The following is a 23,035-nucleotide window of genomic DNA, read 5'->3' as shown; positions in this document are numbered from 1 at the left end:
GTTTGTTACTTCCTTAGGTGGATAGAAGCAAACATATTGAATAATAAGGTCGTTCCTACGGAACTTTAGATTTAGTATGTTTTTTGAGATTACCGTATGGTCGTTCCTCTGGAACTTAAGGAAAGGCTGTACATTAAATTATATGAGAAAAATAATTCTACAAATAATCCTTAAATGCTTCAATCGGATCATCAAAATTATCTTTCATGTGGATTTTCCCTTTATTCCCCTGCTCTGCTTTTAGCTGATCTATCAAATCCAAAACTTTCTTTTCGTCTGGTTCCGACAAGCTTAAGAAGTCTGAGTTTATTGTAGTTTCCATAATAAGCAAACATTAATAATTACAATTATTATATAAAAGCCTTCATAATCAAAAAGGGTTCCTAATAATTTTCTTAATTTTGTACATATGGGAATACGTGCAGTACTAAGTAAACCTTTGGCGGCTATTGTAGTCAACCAACAAAAAAAATGGGCGGCCCAACCGGCTCTGTCCCAAGTCAAGATTTTTAAGAACATCATCCATAAAGCAAAAAACACTGCTTTCGGGAAAGACCATGGATTTGAAAACATTCAAACCTATGAAGATTTTCAAAGGCAAGTCCCGATTCGGGATTATGAAGCTTTAAAGCCATATGTAGATAAAATATTGCAAGGTGAAGATGATGTGCTATGGCCAGGTAAACCAGCTTATTTCGCTAAAACAAGTGGCACTACATCAGGAACCAAATATATCCCCATCACCAAAGACTCCATTCCTAACCATATTAATAGTGCCAAAAATGCATTATTAAGCTACGTTCATGAAACAGGTAAATCTCAATTTCTGGATGGAAAACTAATTTTCTTATCTGGTGCTCCTACTTTAGAGCAAAAAGCAGGCATTAATACAGGTCGTTTATCCGGAATTGTGAATCATCATGTTCCTAATTATTTACGAACCAATCAACTTCCTTCTTTTGAAACTAATTGCATAGAAGAATGGGAAGAAAAACTGGAGCGCATAATAGACGAAACGATAGATCAGGATATGAGCCTGATTTCAGGAATTCCGCCTTGGGTGCAAATGTATTTTGACAGAATTCAGGCTAGAGTCAACAAACCTATTAAAGACATCTTCCCGAATTTCGAAATGTTTGTTTATGGAGGAGTGAATTTTGAGCCTTACAAAAACAAATTATTCGAAAGCATTGGCAAAAAAGTAGATTCAATCGAAACATATCCGGCATCTGAAGGCTTTATAGCATATCAAGATACTCAGAAGGAAGATGGTTTGTTGCTTTTACTAAACAGTGGGATATTTTTTGAGTTTATACCTGCTGAAGAATATTTCGATGAAAACCCGACTCGATTAATGATTGATCAAGTGGAAATGGATAAAAACTATGCATTAATCATCAATAGTAATGCTGGGTTGTGGGGATACTCAATTGGAGACACGGTAAAATTCGTTTCTACTAATCCTTACAGAGTGATAGTTTCAGGTAGAATAAAGCATTTTATTTCTGCTTTTGGAGAGCATGTAATCGGTGAAGAAGTGGAAACCGCCATGAAAGCAACTCTAGAGAAATTTGAAAATGTAAAAATTACTGAATTCACAGTTGCGCCTCAAGTAACTCCAAAAGAAGGGCTGCCACATCACGAATGGTTTGTGGAATTCGACAACCCTCCTATTGATTTAGAAGCATTTTCTAAGGAATTGGATATGAACTTAAGAAAACGAAATAGTTATTATGACGACCTAATTACTGGAAGCATATTAAAAATTTTAAAAATAAGAACACTCAAAAAAGCCTCTTTTATAAACTATATGCGGTCAGAAGGCAAATTAGGAGGGCAAAATAAAGTACCTCGCCTTTCGAATGACAGAAAAATAGCTGAGGCTATGGAACAATACATGCATTAAAATTAAATTTTACACATTGACTTATGTCTAATATAAAATCGATAGCCATCCTAGGCTCTACAGGTTCCATTGGAACTCAGGCCTTAGAGGTTATCAAATCACATCCTGAAAATTTTCAAGTTGAAGTACTAACAGCACAAAACAATGTAGATTTACTTATACAGCAATCTATTGAATTCAGACCCAATGCAGTAGTAATTGGCAATGAGGTTTTATATGATAAAGTGTTCAATGTACTAGACCCTTTAGGGATTAAAGTCTATTCAGGTGAAAACTCCTTAGCTAGTGTAGTGCAAATGGATACCATCGATGTAGTATTGACTGCATTAGTTGGATATGCAGGCTTATTACCAACCATAAAAGCCATAGAAGCAGGCAAACATATTGCTTTGGCGAATAAAGAAACCTTAGTGGTAGCAGGAGAATTAATCACTGCATTAGCTGAGGAAAAAGGAGTGAACATTTATCCTGTGGATTCTGAACATTCGGCTATTTTTCAGTGCTTAGTAGGAGAATTTCATAATCCGATTGAAAAAATAATATTAACCGCATCTGGAGGTCCTTTCAGAGGAAGAAATAGAAAATTTTTAGAATCCGTTAAAAAAGAGCAAGCATTAAAACATCCCAACTGGGATATGGGGGCTAAAATCACTATTGATTCTGCCAGTTTAATGAACAAAGGCTTAGAAGTAATTGAAGCCAAATGGTTGTTTAATCTTAGAGAAGACCAGGTTGACGTAGTAGTTCACCCTCAATCCATTATTCACAGTATGGTGCAGTTTGAAGATAGCTCCATTAAAGCACAAATGGGGCTTCCTGATATGAGAGTGCCGATTATGTTTGCATTAAGCTATCCTGACCGTTTGAAAGCTGATTTTCCAAGGTTCAATTTTATGGACTATCCACAGCTGACATTTGAACAACCCGATAGCGATACATTCCGTAATTTAGCCTTAGCATTTCATGCTCTTGGTAGAGAAGGAAATGCGGCATGTATTTTGAATGCAGCAAACGAAATAGTAGTTTCGGCTTTTCTTGAAGACAAAATTTCCTTTTTAGGCATGTCGGAAGTAATCGAAAATTGCTTAGATAAAGTACATTTTGTTAAAACCCCAAGTTTGGAAGATTATATTTCAACAGATAAAGAAACTAGAATTAAAGCTTTAGAGTTAATAAATTGATGGAAACAGTTATTATGATCGCCCAATTAATATTGGGCTTATCTATTTTGGTAGGATTGCACGAGTTTGGCCACCTTTTGGCAGCCAAAGCTTTTGGTATGAGAGTGGAACAATTTTCAATTGGATTCCCTCCTAAAATTTTTAGTTTCAAATACGGTGAAACAGAATACGCACTAAGCGCCATTCCTTTAGGTGGGTTTGTGAAAATTTCAGGGATGATTGATGAATCCTTGGACACTAAAAATATGGATAAAGAACCAGAGCCTTACGAATTTCGGGCAAAACCAGCTTGGCAAAGATTGATTGTGATGATGGGTGGAATTATCGTAAACGTCATTACAGGTATTATCATTTTCATATTTCTTCAATATGGATACGGTGAAACTTACGAATCCAAAGATAATATCACTGAAAACGGTATTTATGCTCACGAACCAGCTAAAGAAATCGGCTTACAAACAGGTGATATTATACTCAATGTTAATGGTAAGGATTACGAGAAAGTAAGTGACTTAACCAGCTCTGATGTTCTATTGGAATCTGATAGCTATTATACTGTTTTAAGAGATGGTGAGGAAATCGTTATTCCTATTCCGAATGATATGATTGAAAGAATCTCTGAGGACAATCAAAGAGTTGCTTTTATATCTCCTTTATATAAATTTCAGGTTGACAATATACAGCCACAAAGTAACGCAGATATGGCTGGCTTGATGCCGGGCGATAAAATCATTGCAGTAAATGGAGATGATGTAAAATATTTTCAATTCTTTAAAGAGAAGCTTGAAGAAAATAAAGGTGAAGAAATTCGCTTGACCGTAAAAAGAAATGAAAAGATTGAGAATCTTCAAGCTAAAGTTGGAGATGATGGTCTTTTAGGATTTATGCCTAAAATGGATGTAGAGTTAGAGCATGAAGAATTCAGTTTTGCCGAGTCAATCCCAAGTGGAACTAAAAAAGCTTTCAACGTTATTTGGTTAAATATCAAGGGATTTGGTAAAATCTTTAGAGGTGAAGTATCCGCTTCCGAATCATTATCAGGACCTATAGGAATTGCACAGATTTTTGGAGGGGAATGGGTTTGGCAGAAATTCTGGGGAATTACAGGGCTTCTTTCTATGGTATTGGCTTTTATGAACTTCTTGCCGATTCCTGCATTGGATGGTGGTCATGTAGTATTTTTAAGCTATGAAATCATCTCTGGAAGAAAACCATCTGATAAGTTCCTTGAAAATGCTCAAAAAGTAGGTATGGTTTTATTACTTAGTTTGATGGCATTTGCTATATTTAATGACATCTGGAAAGTAATCTTCTAATAAAACAATGAAGCCTACCAAAGTTTTAACTTATATCGTAATAGCAGCAGTCATTTTGATTGCTGTTTTTAGTTTATTCAATACGGATGAAAGTCCTGAAATGGAAAGCACATACATTGAGGAAATGAAAGCTTTCCGCCATGAAAAGGACAGTTTCATGCGAAATGATGAAAAATCTCCATTTGTGGAACAAAATGTAACTTTCAAGGGCTTAAATTATTTCGATTTAGATGAAAGCTTTAAAGTTAAAGCTTCTGTTGAACCTATTCAAGATGGCAAAGTCTATGAGCTACAAACCAGTGATGATAAAATTAAAACTTTTCAAGCAGTTGCTATTTTGCATTTTGATATCGTAGGTTCTCATGAAGATTTAACACTTTTGCAATCTGCAATGGACGGACATTTCTTCCTTCCTTTTTATGATGAAACATCTGCTATTACTACTTATGGGGCTGGTAGATATTTAGAAGTTGACTTCAAAAAAGGGCAAAAACAAGTTGTTTTGGACTTCAACAAAGCCTACAATCCATATTGTGCATATACTGATGGTTATAGTTGTCCGGTGCCTCCACCAGAGAATAATATCTCTATTCCGATTAATGCTGGAGAGAAAAATTACGAATAAGGGCGAATAGTCAGTCTTTTCTATTTTACTTACTATTACAACAGTATCTCATGTTTCCAACCGACACCCCTAAAGCCTCAAGGGGACAATCTCACAGATTTATTTCAGTAGGAAATAATAAATTTCATCACTTTTTGTCAAGTATCAAGCATAATTTTTTGGGGAAGTGATGCTAAATCAAATAAAAAAGTCAATATAAATTCAGTGCGCCCCCCTTGAGGGGGGCGAAGGGGGGTGTCCCATAGATTGGGATAAATAAAACAGGAAAAATTACGAATAAGCGTAATTAATCATTCTCCTTATCAATCATTTCTTTAATTTTGTTTTTGAAAAATAAAATGGACTCTAATAGATTCCATATTTATTAATAGAGAAGTATAAAAATACAGAAATGAAGATAGCTTTAAACTGGTTAAAGAATTATATAAATATTACGCAATCTTCTGAGGAACTTTCAGAAATATTGACCAACACAGGATTGGAAGTGGAAGGAATGGAAGAAATTGAGACCGTACCTGGTGGATTAAAAGGTTTGGTAATAGGTGAAGTCAAAACTTGCGAAAAACATCCTAATGCAGATAATTTAAGCATTACTACAGTAGATATAGGCGAAAAAGAGCCTGTGCAAATTGTATGTGGAGCGCCAAATGTTGCTGTTGGACAAAAAGTGGTAGTGGCAACCGTCAATTCCACACTTTATCCTAATCCTGATGAGCCTTTCAAAATCAAGAAATCCAAAATCCGTGGTGAAGTGAGCATGGGAATGATCTGTGCCGAGGACGAAATCGGAATGGGCACAAGTCATGATGGCATTATGGTATTGGACACCGATAAAGCAAATGGAACTCCCGCTGCGGAATATTTCAATATTGAATCTGACATTGTCTATGAAATCGGCCTAACACCTAATCGTGCTGATGCTATGGGACATATTGGTGCTGGTAGAGACATCAAAGCCGTAACTGGAGAAGAAGTAAAGTTTCCATCAATTCTAGATTTCAAGGTAGATAATCAAGACCTTTCTATAAAGGTTGAAGTAGAAAATAAAGAAGCTTGCCCTCGTTATAGCGGACTAAGTATCTCAGGAATTAAAGTAGCACCAAGTCCTGATTGGTTGCAAAATGCCTTGAAAAGTATCGGTTTACAACCCATCAACAATGTAGTGGATGTGACTAATTTTGTGATGCACGAATTAGGCCAACCACTTCATGCTTTTAATGCAGGTAAAATTTCAGGCAATACTGTAAAAATCAAAAATTTATCCGAAGGCAGTACTTTCATCACTTTGGATGAGAAAGAAAGAAAATTGTCTTCTAAAGATTTAATGATTTGTGATGGAGATTCTAATCCGCTTTGCATTGCAGGGGTTTTTGGTGGTAAAGATTCAGGCGTAAAAGATGACACCGTTAATGTCTTTTTGGAATCAGCTTATTTTTCTGCTGATAGCGTGAGAAAAACTTCTCAGCATCACCAATTAAAAACGGATGCTTCTTTCCGATATGAAAGAGGCACTGACCCAAACATCACAGTCTACGCACTGAAAAGAGCCGCATTATTAATTCAGGAAGTGGCAGGGGGACAAATTAGCAGTGAAATTCAAGATGAATATCCTGTAGCTATACCAGACCGAGAGGTATTGATGAAATACAAAAACATCGACCGCTTGATTGGGAAAAAATTAGAGCATGAAGAAATTCATACTATTCTGAATAGATTGGATATTGAAACCACTGATAAAACAGAAATAGGTTTCAAAGCAATTGTTCCTCCTTATCGAGTGGATGTTACCCGAGAAGCAGATGTAATTGAAGAAATTATCCGAATCTACGGTTTCAACAATATTGATCTGCCGGAAACGCTTTCGAGCAGTTATATGGCAAGCTTCCCTGAGGTTGACCCAGTGAAAATGAGAAAAGAGGCCGGTTTGCTCTTAACTGCTAATGGTTTTCAGGAAATCATGACCAATTCATTAACTAAATCGGTATTCAGTGAGCAGTTAGATGGTTTTAATTCTGAAGAGAATGTTGAAATCCTGAATAAATTAAGCGAAGATTTGGGCGTTATGCGTCAGGATTTGATGTTTACAGCTTTGGATGTGTTGGCATATAACATAAATCGAAGACAAACAGACCTAAAATTCTATGAATTTGGAAAAGTTTATAAAAAAATTAATTCCAAATATAAGGAGCAAATGCGCCTTGGTATTTACCTGACGGGGAAAAATGAAGTTGAAAATTGGATTCGAAAAAATGAATCTGTAAAATTTCATGATCTCTATTCGGCAGTTCTAAAAATTTTCAATAAATTTAATGCGGAAAGTGTTGAAAATGAAGAATTTCATAACGATTGCTTCGACTATGGCTTGAAGTTAAAAATCAAGCAAAAAGTAGTTGCTGAATTGGGTAAATTAAGTAAAAAAGCCCTGAAATTGAGTAGCTTGAAGCAAGATGTCTTCTATGCTAATATCAATTGGGAGGCCTTATTGAAAATGGTCAATATCAACATCCAATTTGAGCCGGTGAGTAAATTCCCTGAAGTGAAGAGGGATTTATCATTAGTAATAGACGACAAGGTTTCATATGATGAAATTAAAAAGATAAGCTTGAAACAAGCGCAATACTTAATAAGTAAAATAGATGTTTTTGATGTTTATCAAGGTGATAAAATAGAAAAAGGGAAAAAGGCTTATGCTTTATCTTTCACCTTACAAGACAAAACGAAGACATTGACAGATAAGATTATAGATAAAACAATGGACAAACTGATGAAGGCTTTCGAAAACGAAATTGGGGCAGTAATCAGAAAATAAAATGAATCAGGCAGCTACACATAACGAATTAAGTGCTCTAGAGCGAAAAGTTCAATTGCTTTTGAATGAATATCAAAATGCTAAAAATGAATTGAAAAGCTTAAAAGCGGAAAATGAAGAATTAAAAGCTGTTTTAAAATCAAAAGACGAGAAAATTAACGACTTTCAAAATCAAGATAAAATTAGTAAAATTGTAGGAAGTATTGGGAAGAGTGAAGCAGAGGCTTCTGAAATGAAGGGTAGAATTGACGATTACATTAAAGAGATTGATAAGTGCATATTGCACTTAACAAGATAGATAATAACCGGTTTATGAGAGAACTTTCAATCAAGATTAAAATTGCTGATAGGGAATATCCCATGACAGTAAAAGCGGAGGAGGAAGAAAGAGTAAGAAGAGCCGGAAAATTAATCAATGAACGATTGAAATCTTATAGAGAAAAATTCGGAATTGATGATAAACAGGACTTACTTTCAATGGTAGCTTTTGATGCTATTGTTGACAGATTTGGCGTTGAAGAGGACTTACAAAGCAATGACGAATCGGTTTTGAATAAAATAAAATCTATTGAACACTTAATAAATCAAGCAATATAAACCCTTCCATTCAGAATTAATAGAGCCTATTAGGCAATTACTTGAGAGCCGTTTGTAATTATCTGATAATCAGAATCAAACGTTTAAGTAATAAAATTTTGGTTCTATATCCACATCACCGCTTCCCATTAAATAATAAATAAAATGGGAACTATATACATAATCATTTCCGGAGTAGTAGGACTTCTTTTGGGGTTTTTGCTCAGCAAAATTGCTCAAAAAAGCCTACTCAATAAGCTAGAAAGAGAAGCGCAAGATAAAGCCGCTTTGATTGTTCGAGAAGCTGAAGTAAATGCGGAGAATACCAAAAAAGACAAAATTCTTGAAGCAAAAGAGCATTTTCTCAAGAAGAAATCAGATTTTGAGGATGAGATTGGGCAAAGAAAAGGCCAAATGGCAGCTAATGAAAATAAGCTGAAACAAAAAGAGCAAAACTTATCCAAAGAAATTGAGCAATTCAAAAGAAAAGAACACGAAACACAAAAACTTCAAGATAATCTCAATGCTCAATTGGAAGTTATAGCCAAGAGGAAAGATGAGCTTGAAAAGGTTAAAGAACAGCAAGTAAATATATTAGAGAAAGCTGCCAACCTAACAGCTGATGAAGCTCGTGAGCAATTAATAGAAACGCTGAAGGATGAGGCTGAAACCAAAGCTTCATCATTGATAAAAGATATCATGGAGGAAGCCAAGCTATCTGCTACCAAGGAGGCTAAGAAAATTGTCATCTCTACAATTCAAAGAACAGCCACTGAGCATGCAGTAGAAAATTGTGTGTCTATCTTCAATATTGAAAGTGATGACATCAAAGGTAAAATCATTGGTAGAGAAGGTAGAAATATCCGTGCTTTGGAAGCCGCTACCGGTGTGGAAATCATAGTGGATGATACACCAGAAGCAATTATCATTTCCGGTTTCGATCCAGTTAGACGAGAAATTGCCAGATTATCTTTACACAGATTAGTACAAGACGGAAGAATTCACCCTGCGAGAATCGAGGAAATCGTAAATAAGACTACCAAAAACATAGATGAGGAAATAGTCGAAATTGGAGAAAGAACGGTGATCGATTTAGGGATACATGGACTTCACCCTGAGTTAATCAAGATGGTCGGACGATTAAGATTCCGATCTTCTTATGGTCAAAACTTATTACAACACTCACGAGAGGTTGCCAATATGTGTGCTACCATGGCATCTGAATTAGGATTGAATCCTAAATTGGCCAAAAGAGCTGGTTTATTGCATGATATTGGAAAAGTTTGGCCAGAAGAGCCAGAACAACCACATGCTATTATAGGGATGGAGTTCGCTAAGAGATTCAAAGAACATCCTGAAGTGCTAAATGCAATTGGTGCTCACCACGATGAAATTGAAATGACTACCTTAATCTCCCCTATTGTCCAGGCTTGTGATGCAATTTCAGGCGCAAGACCGGGCGCAAGAAGAGAAATCATGGATAGTTACATCAAAAGGCTTAAGGAGCTTGAGGAGCTTGCATTGAATTTTGAGGGCGTAAATAAATGCTATGCTATCCAGGCAGGACGTGAATTGCGAGTGATGGTAGATGCTGAAAATGTTTCCGATCAAAAAGCGGGGCAATTGTCATTTGATATTTCTCAGAAAATAGAGAAAGACATGCAATATCCTGGGCAGATCAAAGTAACGGTTATCCGTGAAATGAGATCTGTTTCATATGCGAAATAAGAAATACTAAAATTATTACTGCATAGCCCTTTTCAGAAATGAAGAGGGCTTTTTTTATGCAATTCATATCTCGTCCTGAAATAGCCTTACAAAGTAATGCCATAAAAGAAAACAGCCCGTTATCAGTGCTGTAGGGCCCTCATCATCCATTTAGATAGGTTGATCATGATGTTTGCTCATTATTAGGAGTTAATCAGGAGATTTAAAATGGTGATGAGCCTTTATTGTTAGAAGAACTTACTTTGATTAACGAATAAATAATCTAATTCCAAAAAAACCAGATAATCAACACTTTAGAAATGTTTTTTTTAATCTCGGTTTAGCTATTTCAATAGCTGCAGTTTTTGCTGTTTTTCAATTTAAAACATATGATGATGCAGCTGTGATGGATTTAGGAGATGCAGAACAAAACAAACATGAAATAATTGATATACCTCCAACTACTCAGCCACCACCTCCTCCACCAAAAATAAAATTACCTGAGATCGTTGAAATATCTAATGAAGAACTAATTATGGATGACATTGATCTGAATCTTGACATTGAAATGCATCAAGACACTAGAATTGATGATGTAGAATTTAATGATGATTTAGATGCTGAGGCACCGGAAGAGGAAGAAGCAGATAAAATATTTATGATCGTAGAACAAGATGCAGAACCAGAAGGTGGAATAAAAGCTTTCTATGCTTATGTGGCAAATCAGCTTCAAGATAATTACCCACGTGCAGCCTTAAGAATGAACATTGAGGGTATTGTTTATTTACAGTTTGTTATAGAAAAAGATGGCACTATTACTCAAGTAGAGGCGGTAAAAGGAATTGGCGGAGGTTGTGATGAGTTGGCGATAGAAGTACTGGAGAGCTCTCCCAAATGGGAGCCTGCAAGACAAAGGGGAGTAGCTGTACGTTCAAGAAAAGTAATTCCTATTAGATTTATGCTAGCCAATAACTAGCTAGTCAAAAACGAAATCTAACTGTTCTTACAATTAGGTTTTAATTTTGCAGGGGTACTAAAAAACTAAAAGTATATTTAAGCTAGGTGCCAGCTTATGCCAGCAAATGTTTCACCATCATTAAATGTTTCACCTCGATTGACTTTCCTTATATGTTCGCAAAATTTTAATGTTCACGTTACGTGAACATTCCAATACTGTGAACAGGGCAAAACGACCATGAAGGCTTACACCATGTTGATATTCATTCTTTTTAATCTATCCTCATAGTAATCTGCATATAGCTTTTTACATTCATTATTTAAATTTGACTGCTCAATAAGTTGGTGAACAGACTTATTTGATTTAGTAAATTCAGCTAGTATTTTCCTGATTCTTGAATCCTTAATACCAATTTTTTGACCAAACTCAAAGAAGTCTTGGTAAGTATAGAAACCAGAAGCCTCGAATGCATTTGAAAAGCAATCTGTCAATAAATCCAGAGCCATGTCCGATTCACTTGGTGAATGAATACGAGTGCACAACAGGTCATATACCGGTGTAAGGGTATAATCTCCTTGTTCGGATTGCATGACAGAGAAATTCTTTAAATGAGCATCACCATTTGAGAATACATAATTAAACAGAATCATCCGAAAGAATTTCTCTAGCTCTATTTTATAGGTAGGAATATATTTTTGGATGAGTTCAGCAATCTCCTCATAAGATAAGTCATACTTGTAATTCTGCCCGTGCGTTTCCGAAGTCATCTGCGCAATTTGTGCAAAATCTTCTTGTTGGATTTTGTGATTATGAGTTTGGTCAAACCTACGGACTATATATGCTGAGCTACCATCTTTAAAATCCATCAAAGCATTGGCAGGGACATTCATTTTATATAGCTGCTTAGCGATCTGCATAGTGAGATGCTCATTTGCTGGCGCTTGATCTAAGAACTTGAATGTGCCGGTAGGAATGGGTTTAAGAATGTACTGTCCTCCAGTATCCGTCAGTTTCAATTCATTATCTAGCAATCTTAAGGAATATTTTACCTGAACTCCTGATATATATATTTTCTTTGTATGCTCTAGATAAGAATCTGAGTCTTCTTCATAAGGAGAATTAAAAGACAACTCATGCGCTACTTTTTGACCATCAAAAAGCTCTTGCAAACATCTTTTGCAAAACCCTATTTCAACTTCTTTCAAACAGCCCGGACAATTCATTCTGATAATTCTTTTACTGTGATAGCACCAATGGTATCATTTTTAGCAGTTTTCATTAATAAACTAAAATGATCTTCTTCATCAATTTTCAATAACCTACACTGCGTTAACTTATTAACTCCTTCTGATAGAAGCCCAAAAAAGAAAGGAAATAGTAATTTGGATCTATAAATTTTCTCTGATTTAGGAAGCGTTAAACTGATTGCTGAGGTCTCAGAGTCTGCTAGATAATCTTCCTCATATTGAAACAGATATTCACCCTCCTTAATTTTTTCTAAGTATCCAGCTAATACTTTATTGTTATATATAGCAGCCTTCCTGCTCATTTCATCACATTAATATCAATTGACAAACCCAATACCTCACAGATTTTCAACAAACTGTCCAATCCGGGATTCTCTTCTCCTTTTTCAATGGAACGCAATGCTCTCTCTGATATTCCAGAAATATCAGCTAGATCTTCCTGAGTAATTTTGAGGAATTTCCTTCTTTCTCGTATGCTATTTCCTAATTCTTTTTTATCCATTCCAGCAATATTTTGCCGATTACGAACAAATATCAATAAAAAAGAATCAAAATCAAACAAAACGGCAATATTTTGCCGATTATAGATTTTATAAGGCTACTAAACTAGAATATTTACACTATCGGCAATATATTGCTGATATAGTATCAAGATTTGATCAAAATAGTAAATTTTAACCACAAAAAAACCCCGACAGTTTTCACTATCAGGGTTAAGTAATGCAGAGGCGGAGGGATTCGAACCCCCGGTACCTCGCGGTACATTGGTTTTCAAGACCAACGCGATCGACCACTCTGCCACGCCTCTAAATAATATTTTCACTCTTTAGAAAATTGTATCCATCTATTGATTTAAAATACATTTCTCTGCTATATGCCTCGGATTTACTATCAAATATTTCATGATAATGAAGCATCCAAGGTTTTTTACTTTTAGTTGACCGAACTTTCCCATCGTTATGCTTTTTCAATCGACCTTCTAAGTCTTTTGTATGACCATAATAATATGTTCCGTCTAACTCACTTTTCAATATATAAGTAAAGAACTTCATCCCTTACTACTTTAGATTCGAACCCCCGGTACCTCGCGGTACATTGGTTTTCCCCATTGGGATCCCTTCGGGGCAAGACCAACGCGATCGACCACTCTGCCACGCCTCTATTCGTTTTATTGGAATCCTTTTCCCGAATTGGAATGCAAATGTATTGGAAATTTTCTTCCGTACAAACCCATTCTCAAAAAAAATTAATCCTTACGCAACTTTTTATTCCTAGCCTTCTCCAAACTCACATTCAGCTCCAAACCTATTATTAAAAATAACGACAAAAAGGAGAACCAAATCATCATGGCAATCAAAGCCCCAATGGAACCGTAAAGCTTATTGTAGGTACCAAAATTATTGATATAAAAAGAAAAGCCGAAAGAAGCAGCTAAGCATAAAAAAGTGGCTAAAATGGAACCATGATTGAAAAAATGCCATCTCTTATGAATAGCTGGTGCCCAATAATAAATTACTGAAATCGCAATCTGAAATAGGAAAAATATGGCCAAAAACCTTAATCCTATAAATATATATACTTCAAATTTATCGCTAATAATCCCAAAATCCTCTAAGAAATAAATCAATTGCTGGGCTACAATAAGTAAAACAATAGATAAAGATAAAACGAAGGCCAATAAAAAGGTGAGCCCAATAGCAATAGCTTTCGCCTTAAAAAATCCTCTGCTGTCCTTCGTGCGGTAAGTTTGGTTAAATGCCGTCATAAGCGCACTAGTACCATTAGTCGCAAAATAAAGTGCAAAAATAAAACCAACTGACAACAAGCCTCCCCTCGATTTAGATAATATATCATAAATGGTGGATTCTGCTTCTTCATAAATGGATGTAGGCATCGTTTCCTGCAACAAACTCATCACCTCCTGGGTTAAATTATCTATAGGCAGATAAGGTATAAGCGTGAACAGAAAGATAATAGCAGGAAATATCGCCAAGGTGAATTGAAAAGCCACATTATTAGCCCTTTCCATTAAATTATGATCACTTAACTCATCAATAAAGATCTTAATTAAGTCAAAATAAGAGACTCCACTCCTTTTCAAGCGCTTCCTTTTTAAGTAGTGAATAGTCCTCCTTAAAAAGCCAATTGACATTATGATTCTTAAATATTTAAATTTCATGTGTGTATTAATGATCTTCTATTGTCACTACCTGTCCCGTATTCATCGGGATGTAATTCGCTACAAATATTCGTAGGGCAGTTATTTTAAATTCGCCTGACGAATATCTATGATCATTTCATTTGAAAAATGGACTCATAATTTTAATCAATATTTCGGGCATTTGGCAAGGTTTCCCTGTATTTCTATCTACAAAAACCAAGACAGTATATCCTTTATGGATTAATTTATCTTCTTTATAAACTTCATATTCATACCGAATCCTTGTGTCAGGAAACTTTGGAATCGATAATTTAATAGTCAATTCATCATCATAGCGAGCAGGCCGTAAATACTTCGAATAATTCTCCAATACAGGCATAATCACGCCCTCCTCTTCAATTTCTTTATAAGATAATCCTAAGCTACGGATAGATTCAGCCCTTGCTACCTCAAAATAAGTGGCATAATTTCCATAATAAACATAGCCCATTTGGTCGGTTTCGGCATAGCGAACCCGTAATTTGTGTTCAAATTGATACATATACTATTTGTAAATATTTGAGCGATTTAAAGCATTTTGATAGGCTCTTGCATTATTATTATGCTGCCTTAAATTAGTTGCAAAAGCATGGTATCCTGAGAAATCTGGCTTTGCACAGAAATAGATATAGTTATGTTCATCGGGATTTAAAACTGCATCTATTGATTCAATTTCAGGTAAATTTATCGGACCAGGAGGCAAGCCTTTGTATTTATATAAATTATAAGGCGATTCAACCTCTTTATGGACATTCAATACTCTTTTGATGGTAAAGTCCCCTATTGCATAAACCAAAGCCGGGTCTGCTTGTAACCTCATATTTCTTTCCAATCTATTCAAATAAACCTCAGCGATTTTAGGTCTTTCATCCGATTGCACACTTTCCGCTTGCACTATGGATGCCAAGGAACTTACCTCTGTTGGAGAAAGTCCGAGCGCTTCAGCTTTTCGTTTTCTTTCATCATTCCAAAATCTTTGATATTCTGCAAACATTTTATCAAATAAATGCTGCTCAGAAATGGTATAATATACCTCATAGGTATTTGGAATAAACATACTGAGGATATTCTCTTGGGTAAACCCATAAGCACTTATCAAAGAATCATTATTCAAAAGCTTTAAAAATTCAACTGAATCTGCTTGCAGATTATCGGTGATTTTACCAGCCAAATCAGGCTTTAGGCGAACATTATTAAAAGTAGTGGTAGTCGGGATTTGCTCTCCAGCTCTCAACATTCTAACCGCTTGAAGATTAGTCATATCTTTTTTCATCAAATACAGACCAGGCTTCATGTTTTCTTGGTAATCCAAAAGTTTTGCTACAAAACTGAAGGAAAGCATATCGTTTACTATTGCTCTATCATAAACAATATCTTGCAAATCCTGAAAATCCATATCCTCTTCTATCAAAATTACTTCATCTCCTTTTTCCACTAAAATATTTTCAGAGAAAAAGACCTGATAAAAATAAAAAACGAAGGAAGTTATTAAGATTGAAAATACAATCACAAACCCTATTAGAAATTTATTTGTCTTCATATACTTTACTATTGACTAAATTTAAAATACAAATTTAAGGATTTTGTTTGGGCTTGAACTATTCTATTTAATTTCAAATTGATTAATATTGTGTATGGCAGCTGAATTAATCAAATTATTCGAAGAAAATCCTGACCCAAGGAAAATCCAACAGATAGTTGATCTTTTAAAAGATGGGGCAGTTATAATATATCCAACTGATACTATATATGGTTTAGGATGTGATTTAACCAATCGCAAAGCAATCGATAAACTTTGTTGGGTAAAAGGCATTAAGCCTGGTAAAATCAATTTATCCTTTATTTGTGAGGACATGAGCCACATATCTGATTATGTGAAAAACCTTTCGACTCCAACCTTTAAGTTGATGAAGAAAAATTTACCCGGTCCCTTTACATTTATATTGCCAGCCAATAGCAATGTTCCGAAAATTGTTAATGCCAACAAAAAAACGGTAGGGATCCGGATTCCAAATAATAATATCCCTATTGCTATTGTAAAAGCTTTAGGGAATCCGCTAATTACTACTTCAATTAAAGAGGATGATGACATAGTGGAATATCCTACCGACCCAGAGGAAATCTATGAATCTTTCAAAAACTTGGTGGATGTGGTGATCGATGGAGGCTATGGCAACAACAGTCCTTCTACCGTGATAGATTGCACTAAAGAGCCTGCGGAAATCGTTAGAGAAGGACTGGGCAAAATCATTTTATAATTTTCGAGGAATTAATTTTTAAATGCATAAATCCATAGTAATAGAATTACAGTATTTACCTTCAATAGCATTTTTTTCAAGCCTTGAAGGAAAAGAGGAGGTGATATTGGAAGCGAATGAGTTTTTCGAAAAACAAACTTATAGAAATAGATGTCATTTATTATCTTCTCAGCAGATAGAAATTTTGACTGTTCCGCTCCTGGGTGCTAATAAAAAGATAAAAACAAAAGATATAAAAATAGATAATAGCCAAAACTGGAGCAAGAAACATTGGCGAAGCATTCAAACTTGCTATGGTAAATCACCTTTTTTCGAGTTCTTTGCAGATGAATTCAAGCCTATATATGATAAAGAATATGATTATATGTGGGACTTAAATTTAGATTTACTGACAATCTGTCTTAAAATAACAGGGCAAAAGATAATAATAACTGAAACCGTCAGTTATGAAAAAAACATTTCGGGAAACGTTATGGATGCCAGATCGTTAATACATCCTAAAAAAGATGATTATTTAAATCTTTTTTATAAACCTACACCATACGGTCAAAGTTTTGGCAACAATTTTGAACCGAACTTAAGTGTTATAGATTTGTTGATGAACGAAGGACCGAATGCAAAAACTGTCATTCAGCAATCAATTTTTAAATAAATTAAACCTTAGGTTTTTTATTTAGTTTTTATAATAGTTACATTTAAATATGCCTTCGGGCATTTATTTAGAATATCGAGCAGTAAGCATATGGAAGCAAAATTTTCAAACAGAGTTAAAGAGGTAATTTCTTTGAGCCGTGAAGAGGCACTTAGATTAGGCCATGACTATATTGGTACAGAGCACCTACTATTAGGTATGGTAAGAGAAGGGGAAGGCGTAGCAATCAGTCTTTTGAAAAAGCTTGGCGTTTCGCTCGATGAACTTCGAGGGGAATTAGAACGAAGTACAAGAGGAACCGCTACGAATAACGTAAAAAATCTGGCCAATATACCGTTGACAAAGCAGTCCGAAAAAGTATTGAAAATCACTTATTTGGAAGCTAAAATTTTTAAAAGTCAATTAATCGGAACTGAACATTTATTATTATCCATATTGAGAGATGAAGACAATATCGCTTCTCAGGTAATGGAGAAATTTGATGTAAACTATGATGTTATAAAAGAACTTTTAGAATATCAAACCCAGAATCCTATGGCATCTTCTGATACTGAAGATGGTGATGAGGATTCCGGAAAAATATTTGGAGGTAGTGGCTCCAGAGAAACAGGCTCTAGTTCAGGAGGATCTAAAACTAGCGAAAAATCTAAGACACCTGTTTTAGATAACTTCGGACGCGATTTGACCAAAATGGCTGAAGAAGACAAGTTAGATCCAATCGTAGGTCGTGAAAAAGAAATTGAGCGAGTTGCTCAAATTCTTTCCAGAAGAAAGAAAAATAATCCAATCTTAATTGGTGAACCAGGCGTTGGTAAAACTGCCATAGCTGAAGGTTTAGCTTTAAGAATTGTTCAAAGAAAAGTTTCAAGAGTTCTCTTTGGTAAAAGAGTAGTGACTTTGGATTTGGCTTCTTTAGTAGCTGGAACAAAATACAGAGGTCAGTTCGAAGAAAGAATGAAAGCCGTAATGAATGAGTTGGAGAAATCTCCAAATGTGATCTTATTCATTGATGAGTTACACACCATAGTAGGTGCAGGTGGCGCTTCAGGTTCTTTGGATGCCAGTAATATGTTCAAACCCGCATTAGCAAGGGGTGAAATTCAATGTATTGGTGCTACTACTCTAGATGAGTATCGTCAATACATTGAAAAAGATGGTGCATTAGCAAGACGTTTCCAAATGGTAATGGTAGATGCTACCACTCCTGAAGAAACGAGAGAAATCTTAATGAACATCAAGGATAAATATGAAGAACATCACAATGTTAACTTTACTGATGAAGCGATTGCATCATGTGTAAAATTAAGTGATCGATATATTTCCGATAGATTTTTGCCTGATAAAGCCATTGATGTAATGGATGAAGCAGGCGCAAGAGTTCACATGAACAATATTCATGTTCCTGACGCCATTGTAAAGTTAGAGGCTTCTATTGAAGACATCAAGAAAGAAAAAAATCAAGTAGTTCGGAGTCAGAAATACGAAGAAGCCGCTCGTCTTAGAGATACTGAGAAAAAACTTATTGATGAGCTCGAGACCGAGAAAAGAAAATGGGAGGAAGACACTAAAGCTAAGCGATATACTGTATCTGAAGATAATGTTGCGGAAGTTATCGCCATGATGACAGGTGTTCCTACCAAGCGAGTAGCACAAAATGAAAGTGCGAAGCTCAAGGGAATGGGTGATGATTTGAAAAAGCAAGTTATTGGCCAAGATGAAGCAATTGGAAAACTATCTAAAGCCATTCAAAGAACAAGAATTGGTTTAAAAGATCCGAAAAAACCGATTGGTTCATTTGTTTTTTTAGGCCCGACTGGTGTAGGTAAAACTGAGCTGGCAAAAGTTCTTTCTACTTATTTATTCGATAAGGAAGATGCACTTATCAGAATTGATATGAGTGAATATATGGAAAAATTCTCCGTATCAAGATTGGTAGGAGCGCCTCCAGGCTATGTTGGTTATGAAGAAGGTGGTCAGCTTACTGAAAAAGTAAGAAGAAAGCCTTATTCGGTGGTTCTTTTGGATGAGATTGAAAAAGCTCACCCTGATGTATTCAATTTATTATTACAAGTACTGGATGACGGTATCCTAACAGATGGACTCGGAAGAAGAGTTGATTTTAGAAATACCATCATTATCATGACTTCCAACATTGGCGTTCGTGACTTGAAAGATTTTGGTGCAGGAATTGGTTTCGCAAATAGCGCCAAATCAGATAACTCCAATGAGGTAATGAAATCCACTATTCAAAATGCACTGAAAAAAGCTTTCAGTCCTGAGTTTTTGAATAGGCTGGATGATGTAATCGTATTTAATCATTTGGAAAGAGAACATTTACACAAAATCATTGACATCTCATTGAAGAAAGTCTTTGACAGAATGTTGTCTTTGGGTTATGATATCGATTTAACAGATGCCGCTAAAGATTTCTTATCGAAGAAAGGATATGACCAGCAATATGGCGCAAGACCATTGAACAGAGCTATCCAAAAATATTTGGAAGATTTAGTAGCTGAAGAAATCTTAAATGAAAACATAAAAATTGGTGAATCCATCATAGCAGATCATGATGGAAAAAGTGAAACACTCTTTATCAAGTCGAAGAAAAAGAAGAAGGAAGATAAGAAGAGTAAAAAAGACCAAGATAAAGAGGACACTAACCAAGAAAACAAAAAAGAGGCTGATTAATCAGCCTCTTTTTTTTTGTCTGATATTTTTTTAGCTAATGCTATTCACAAAACATTGAAACAAAGTTTCAATAGAAAAGACCACTGCCTATGTAGGGATAGCCAGTCCCGTACGTTCTAATTTATTAGACTACAATAGAGCGCAACAGAAGAGTTCTAATCGATATTATCTGTCTACTTTTAGCACTATAAAGTCTTCCGTGCGTCATCCCTTTGAAGAATGGGATCTTACGATTTTAATCTTCGATTGAAATATAGAATAACTTAAACCCTTTAAAACCACTAAAACTTACATCTGTAAATCACTTTATACATCCTTTCATTAGTTACACTGATAGTCTAAATATTGCACTTAAACGATAAAATATAGAAACAATTTGAATTAAAACGGATTTAAGCGAGATTTACGTAAATAAAATCATCAAATCATGCATACAATCACTGTGGACAAAACCAACATCATCGAAAAATTCAGCAACCAAATAGAATTAAGTAAAGCCCCTTTTCATGAATGGAAAATAGGAATAGCCTCTTTGGAAAGAATTTCAAGATTAGAAGTGCAGGAGGAAATAGTCTATCAATTTTGTGAAATAGATACTGCTAAAGAAATTTTATTCAACTTTATTGCCCAAGGAGTGCAGACTTGCAAGATGAGCAAATCTAATTTTAATGGAATTTATCTTTATAGATAGAGCCTGCTTAAACAGCATGGTCTTTTACCTTAAAAAGGCTTGCACCTGCTGACAATCTATTATCGAATAATTATCAAGTCAAATGATATAATGATAATATTTCGAGTAATAACTATTTTAAGCAAGCCCTATATATAATTAGCTGTAAGGGGGGGATTCGAACCTCCAAGGAGCAGTTAGGCTACAGTTTCCACGATAAACTACTACTAAGCAATTTATCGTGGGATACCTGCGCTTTATCCCTATTCTCCACCCCCGAGATAGGAGGGCATGTTTGCCAATTCCATCACCTTACAAGGTTAATGATGACTTAAAAAACCCCTCATCAAAATGATTCAGGGCTTTTCTTCTAATCATTGTTTCAATCTTCGCAAAGCTCTTCTTTGCTATTTTCTTTAAACTCAAGCTGTAAAGGGAGGATTCGAACCTCCAAAGAGCAGTTAGGCTACAATTTCCACGATAAACTACTACTAAGTAATTTATCGTGGGATACCTGCGCTTTATCCCTATTCTCCACCCCCGAGATAGGAGGGCATGTTTGCCAATTCCATCACCTTACAATATTTAATCAATCCAGCACTTTTTGCCTTTCTGATATTTCAAAGGTAATAAAAACATCAATACATTAAATATTATTTAATATTATTTGATTATAAATACAGTATTCGTAATTTTACCTATCTTAAATTACTTTTTTAATAATTTATATTATTGATATACATGGAAAATTATCAACTTGATAATACCGATTTAGCCATATTAAATATCCTCATGCAGGATGCTCGCAGACCTTTCACCGAAGTAGCCGAGGAAGTCTTTGTATCGCCCGGCACTGTCCATGTTAGGATGCGGAAAATGGAAAAGTTAGGTTTGATTAAAAACTCGCAGCTGCAGGTGGATTTATCCAAACTAGGCCTGGATGTAACAGCATTTTTGGGAGTCTACCTTCAAAAAAGCTCTTTATATGATGATGTGGTGGCCGCATTAAAAGCCATTCCAGAAATAGTGGATTGCCATTATACCACAGGAGCTTATTCTATGTTTGTAAAAATCGTTTGCAGAGACACCAATCACCTTAAAAATATACTTCACGACTTTATTCAACCCATAGAAGGAATTGAAAGAACAGAGACTTTTATATCTTTGGAGGAAAGTATTAATAGACAGGTTCAACTAAATAAAAAATAAATGCTCAACTACATCATCTGGAACCCCGATGGAACTTTAATAGATTTTGGCTTTTACCAATTGCGATGGTATTCAATACTCTTCGGTTTAGGCTTTGTCTTAGGCTACCAGTTTGTAAAATGGCGTTTCAAAAGAGATAATGTCAATACAAAATTACTCGATAACCTCGCAGTTTATTTGGTAGTAGGAACCATTGTCGGTGCGCGACTTGGGCATTGCATTTTTTACGATTGGGATTACTACCAAAACCATTTGCTGGAAATTCTGCTTCCATTCAGGTTTTCTCCATCATTTGAATTTATTGGCTACCATGGACTGGCAAGCCATGGAGGGGGAGTGGGTGTTATTATAGCTCTTTTAATTTTTGCCTGGCGAGAAAAAATCTCAAAAATCTGGATTTTGGATACCATCGCTTTAGTAATACCTTTAGCTGCCACTTGCATTCGGTTGGGTAATTTAATGAATTCAGAAATTGTTGGAAATGCCACTAATGTGAGTTGGGCTTTTATCTTTAAGCATATTGATAATATTCCTCGTCACCCAGCTCAATTATATGAAGCCCTCTCCTATTTGGTGATATTCGGAATTCTATTTTGGCTAGATAAAAAACAAAAATTCCAAAAAGGATTTGTATTTGGACTTATGCTGGTTTTAATGTTCACTGCTTGTTTTTTTTTAGAATTCGTAAAAGCAGACCAATCTGCATTCGAAGCCAATATGACCCTCAACATGGGGCAATGGCTGAGTATTCCTTATGTCATTTTAGGCTTTGTGTTTATTTATTTGGGGGTTAAAAAGAAGGGGGCATTATTATGATTTTGTAAATTCGATATTACAACTACGAAGCACGCATTTTGCTACGCAACGTGCGCTGATGACTAGTAAAGTACGCACAGGATACGCTAATAGAAAAAAAAGAAAGGGAAGCGTGAAATTCCCTTTCTTTTAAAGATTAGCAAATATACTAAAATTCTATTTTCACATCTGTAGCCAACTCTAAGCCATCAGAAGCGGTATCAAAAATATCCCTATT

23 protein-coding genes and 1 tRNA gene are annotated in these 23,035 nt (G+C 35.3%); 15 read left to right on the top strand and 9 right to left on the bottom strand.

What is annotated here, in order from left to right; translation table 11 throughout:
- Window positions 1-157: 157 nt before the first annotated feature.
- Complete coding sequence (locus Q0L29_RS10580) at window positions 158-322, bottom strand: hypothetical protein (RefSeq protein WP_296621510.1); 165 nt, start codon at window positions 320-322, stop codon at window positions 158-160.
- An 87-nt stretch (window positions 323-409) separates the two neighbouring features.
- Here Q0L29_RS10580 and Q0L29_RS10575 point away from each other — a divergent pair, with 87 nt between their 5' ends.
- The 9 genes from Q0L29_RS10575 (at window position 410) to Q0L29_RS10535 (ending at window position 11,096) form a co-directional block, all read left to right on the top strand.
- Window positions 410-1,906 carry a GH3 auxin-responsive promoter family protein gene (locus Q0L29_RS10575; RefSeq protein WP_296621508.1) on the top strand — a complete coding sequence of 499 codons (1,497 nt, stop codon included), beginning with the start codon at window positions 410-412 and terminating at the stop codon, window positions 1,904-1,906.
- A gap of 23 nt (window positions 1,907-1,929) precedes the next feature.
- Complete coding sequence (locus Q0L29_RS10570) at window positions 1,930-3,087, top strand: 1-deoxy-D-xylulose-5-phosphate reductoisomerase (protein ID WP_296621506.1); 1,158 nt, start codon at window positions 1,930-1,932, stop codon at window positions 3,085-3,087.
- Window positions 3,087-4,403, top strand: a complete 1,317-nt coding sequence (gene rseP / locus Q0L29_RS10565) for an RIP metalloprotease RseP (RefSeq protein WP_296621505.1) — start codon at window positions 3,087-3,089, stop codon at window positions 4,401-4,403. The genes Q0L29_RS10570 and rseP overlap by 1 nt, the downstream gene beginning before the upstream one ends.
- Before the next feature lie 7 nt (window positions 4,404-4,410).
- Window positions 4,411-5,028 carry a DUF1684 domain-containing protein gene (locus tag Q0L29_RS10560; protein ID WP_296621503.1) on the top strand — a complete coding sequence of 206 codons (618 nt, stop codon included), beginning with the start codon at window positions 4,411-4,413 and terminating at the stop codon, window positions 5,026-5,028.
- A 391-nt stretch (window positions 5,029-5,419) separates the two neighbouring features.
- A complete protein-coding gene (gene pheT, locus Q0L29_RS10555; RefSeq protein ID WP_296621501.1) occupies window positions 5,420-7,837 on the top strand; it encodes a phenylalanine--tRNA ligase subunit beta in 2,418 nt (805 codons plus the stop codon).
- Between the two features lies 1 nt (window position 7,838).
- On the top strand, window positions 7,839-8,135 hold the full coding sequence (locus tag Q0L29_RS10550; RefSeq protein ID WP_296621499.1) for a hypothetical protein: 297 nt from the start codon (window positions 7,839-7,841) through the stop codon (window positions 8,133-8,135).
- A gap of 14 nt (window positions 8,136-8,149) precedes the next feature.
- Window positions 8,150-8,434 (top strand): cell division protein ZapA, encoded by a 285-nt coding sequence (locus Q0L29_RS10545; RefSeq protein WP_296621497.1) that lies wholly within the window; start codon window positions 8,150-8,152, stop codon window positions 8,432-8,434.
- Between the two features lie 144 nt (window positions 8,435-8,578).
- On the top strand, window positions 8,579-10,141 hold the full coding sequence (gene rny / locus Q0L29_RS10540; RefSeq protein ID WP_296621496.1) for a ribonuclease Y: 1,563 nt from the start codon (window positions 8,579-8,581) through the stop codon (window positions 10,139-10,141).
- 385 nt (window positions 10,142-10,526) lie between these two features.
- Window positions 10,527-11,096 (top strand): energy transducer TonB, encoded by a 570-nt coding sequence (locus Q0L29_RS10535; RefSeq protein ID WP_296621524.1) that lies wholly within the window; start codon window positions 10,527-10,529, stop codon window positions 11,094-11,096.
- Window positions 11,097-11,323: 227 nt separating this feature from the next.
- Here the strand turns inward: Q0L29_RS10535 and Q0L29_RS10530 are convergent, their stop codons facing one another.
- The 8 genes from Q0L29_RS10530 to mltG all read right to left on the bottom strand — a co-directional run bounded on the left by Q0L29_RS10530 (window position 11,324) and on the right by mltG (window position 16,065).
- A complete protein-coding gene (locus Q0L29_RS10530) occupies window positions 11,324-12,283 on the bottom strand; it encodes a type II toxin-antitoxin system HipA family toxin (protein WP_296621494.1) in 960 nt (319 codons plus the stop codon).
- Between the two features lie 14 nt (window positions 12,284-12,297).
- On the bottom strand, window positions 12,298-12,627 hold the full coding sequence (locus Q0L29_RS10525; RefSeq protein WP_296621492.1) for a HipA N-terminal domain-containing protein: 330 nt from the start codon (window positions 12,625-12,627) through the stop codon (window positions 12,298-12,300).
- A complete protein-coding gene (locus Q0L29_RS10520; protein ID WP_296621491.1) occupies window positions 12,624-12,827 on the bottom strand; it encodes a helix-turn-helix domain-containing protein in 204 nt (67 codons plus the stop codon). The genes Q0L29_RS10525 and Q0L29_RS10520 overlap by 4 nt, the downstream gene beginning before the upstream one ends.
- A 221-nt stretch (window positions 12,828-13,048) precedes the next feature.
- Window positions 13,049-13,133: transfer RNA gene (locus Q0L29_RS10515), tRNA-Ser, on the bottom strand.
- Window positions 13,132-13,377: a GIY-YIG nuclease family protein gene (locus Q0L29_RS10510; protein ID WP_296621486.1), complete on the bottom strand. Its 246-nt coding sequence runs from the start codon at window positions 13,375-13,377 to the stop codon at window positions 13,132-13,134. The genes Q0L29_RS10515 and Q0L29_RS10510 overlap by 2 nt, the downstream gene beginning before the upstream one ends.
- 194 nt (window positions 13,378-13,571) lie before the next feature.
- Entirely contained in the window at window positions 13,572-14,426 is an 855-nt protein-coding gene (locus Q0L29_RS10505) for a YihY/virulence factor BrkB family protein (protein ID WP_296621484.1), read from the bottom strand.
- Window positions 14,427-14,622: 196 nt separating this feature from the next.
- On the bottom strand, window positions 14,623-15,027 hold the full coding sequence (locus tag Q0L29_RS10500; protein ID WP_296621482.1) for a thioesterase family protein: 405 nt from the start codon (window positions 15,025-15,027) through the stop codon (window positions 14,623-14,625).
- Window positions 15,028-15,030: 3 nt separating this feature from the next.
- Window positions 15,031-16,065, bottom strand: a complete 1,035-nt coding sequence (gene mltG, locus Q0L29_RS10495; RefSeq protein WP_296621481.1) for an endolytic transglycosylase MltG — start codon at window positions 16,063-16,065, stop codon at window positions 15,031-15,033.
- Between the two features lie 94 nt (window positions 16,066-16,159).
- Here mltG and Q0L29_RS10490 point away from each other — a divergent pair, with 94 nt between their 5' ends.
- The 6 genes from Q0L29_RS10490 (at window position 16,160) to lgt (ending at window position 22,818) form a co-directional block, all read left to right on the top strand.
- The gene (locus tag Q0L29_RS10490; protein ID WP_296621479.1) at window positions 16,160-16,783 is read left to right on the top strand and encodes an L-threonylcarbamoyladenylate synthase; all 624 of its coding nucleotides are present in this window, start codon (window positions 16,160-16,162) and stop codon (window positions 16,781-16,783) included.
- A gap of 22 nt (window positions 16,784-16,805) precedes the next feature.
- Window positions 16,806-17,435, top strand: a complete 630-nt coding sequence (locus tag Q0L29_RS10485; protein ID WP_296621478.1) for a WbqC family protein — start codon at window positions 16,806-16,808, stop codon at window positions 17,433-17,435.
- A gap of 90 nt (window positions 17,436-17,525) precedes the next feature.
- Complete coding sequence (locus Q0L29_RS10480) at window positions 17,526-20,123, top strand: ATP-dependent Clp protease ATP-binding subunit (protein ID WP_296621476.1); 2,598 nt, start codon at window positions 17,526-17,528, stop codon at window positions 20,121-20,123.
- A gap of 427 nt (window positions 20,124-20,550) precedes the next feature.
- Window positions 20,551-20,814 (top strand): hypothetical protein, encoded by a 264-nt coding sequence (locus Q0L29_RS10475; RefSeq protein ID WP_296621475.1) that lies wholly within the window; start codon window positions 20,551-20,553, stop codon window positions 20,812-20,814.
- Between the two features lie 720 nt (window positions 20,815-21,534).
- The gene (locus Q0L29_RS10470) at window positions 21,535-22,002 is read left to right on the top strand and encodes an Lrp/AsnC ligand binding domain-containing protein (RefSeq protein ID WP_296621473.1); all 468 of its coding nucleotides are present in this window, start codon (window positions 21,535-21,537) and stop codon (window positions 22,000-22,002) included.
- Window positions 22,003-22,818: a prolipoprotein diacylglyceryl transferase gene (gene lgt / locus Q0L29_RS10465; protein ID WP_296621470.1), complete on the top strand. Its 816-nt coding sequence runs from the start codon at window positions 22,003-22,005 to the stop codon at window positions 22,816-22,818.
- Window positions 22,819-23,035: the final 217 nt, after the last annotated feature.

This window comes from Marivirga sp. (genome assembly GCF_024636815.1).
Lineage (GTDB): Bacteria > Bacteroidota > Bacteroidia > Cytophagales > Cyclobacteriaceae > Marivirga.
Note: the sequence above shows the minus strand (reverse complement) of the source record. Positions and strands in the feature narration are given on the sequence as shown.

What these genes read in the sequence shown, in the direction of transcription:
- rseP (WP_296621505.1), top strand. Translation starts at nt 3,087, where the DNA reads ATGGAAACAGTTATTATGATCGCCCAATTAATATTGGGCTTATCTATT.
- Q0L29_RS10550 (WP_296621499.1), top strand. Translation starts at nt 7,839, where the DNA reads ATGAATCAGGCAGCTACACATAACGAATTAAGTGCTCTAGAGCGAAAA.
- Q0L29_RS10525 (WP_296621492.1), bottom strand. Translation starts at nt 12,627, where the DNA reads ATGAGCAGGAAGGCTGCTATATATAACAATAAAGTATTAGCTGGATAC.
- Q0L29_RS10490 (WP_296621479.1), top strand. Translation starts at nt 16,160, where the DNA reads ATGGCAGCTGAATTAATCAAATTATTCGAAGAAAATCCTGACCCAAGG.
- Q0L29_RS10510 (WP_296621486.1), bottom strand. Translation starts at nt 13,377, where the DNA reads ATGAAGTTCTTTACTTATATATTGAAAAGTGAGTTAGACGGAACATAT.
- Q0L29_RS10500 (WP_296621482.1), bottom strand. Translation starts at nt 15,027, where the DNA reads ATGTATCAATTTGAACACAAATTACGGGTTCGCTATGCCGAAACCGAC.
- Q0L29_RS10485 (WP_296621478.1), top strand. Translation starts at nt 16,806, where the DNA reads ATGCATAAATCCATAGTAATAGAATTACAGTATTTACCTTCAATAGCA.
- rny (WP_296621496.1), top strand. Translation starts at nt 8,579, where the DNA reads ATGGGAACTATATACATAATCATTTCCGGAGTAGTAGGACTTCTTTTG.
- Q0L29_RS10470 (WP_296621473.1), top strand. Translation starts at nt 21,535, where the DNA reads ATGGAAAATTATCAACTTGATAATACCGATTTAGCCATATTAAATATC.
- Q0L29_RS10545 (WP_296621497.1), top strand. Translation starts at nt 8,150, where the DNA reads ATGAGAGAACTTTCAATCAAGATTAAAATTGCTGATAGGGAATATCCC.
- Q0L29_RS10580 (WP_296621510.1), bottom strand. Translation starts at nt 322, where the DNA reads ATGGAAACTACAATAAACTCAGACTTCTTAAGCTTGTCGGAACCAGAC.
- Q0L29_RS10575 (WP_296621508.1), top strand. Translation starts at nt 410, where the DNA reads ATGGGAATACGTGCAGTACTAAGTAAACCTTTGGCGGCTATTGTAGTC.
- mltG (WP_296621481.1), bottom strand. Translation starts at nt 16,065, where the DNA reads ATGAAGACAAATAAATTTCTAATAGGGTTTGTGATTGTATTTTCAATC.
- lgt (WP_296621470.1), top strand. Translation starts at nt 22,003, where the DNA reads ATGCTCAACTACATCATCTGGAACCCCGATGGAACTTTAATAGATTTT.
- Q0L29_RS10480 (WP_296621476.1), top strand. Translation starts at nt 17,526, where the DNA reads ATGGAAGCAAAATTTTCAAACAGAGTTAAAGAGGTAATTTCTTTGAGC.
- Q0L29_RS10520 (WP_296621491.1), bottom strand. Translation starts at nt 12,827, where the DNA reads ATGGATAAAAAAGAATTAGGAAATAGCATACGAGAAAGAAGGAAATTC.
- pheT (WP_296621501.1), top strand. Translation starts at nt 5,420, where the DNA reads ATGAAGATAGCTTTAAACTGGTTAAAGAATTATATAAATATTACGCAA.
- Q0L29_RS10570 (WP_296621506.1), top strand. Translation starts at nt 1,930, where the DNA reads ATGTCTAATATAAAATCGATAGCCATCCTAGGCTCTACAGGTTCCATT.
- Q0L29_RS10560 (WP_296621503.1), top strand. Translation starts at nt 4,411, where the DNA reads ATGAAGCCTACCAAAGTTTTAACTTATATCGTAATAGCAGCAGTCATT.
- Q0L29_RS10475 (WP_296621475.1), top strand. Translation starts at nt 20,551, where the DNA reads ATGCATACAATCACTGTGGACAAAACCAACATCATCGAAAAATTCAGC.
- Q0L29_RS10535 (WP_296621524.1), top strand. Translation starts at nt 10,527, where the DNA reads ATGGATTTAGGAGATGCAGAACAAAACAAACATGAAATAATTGATATA.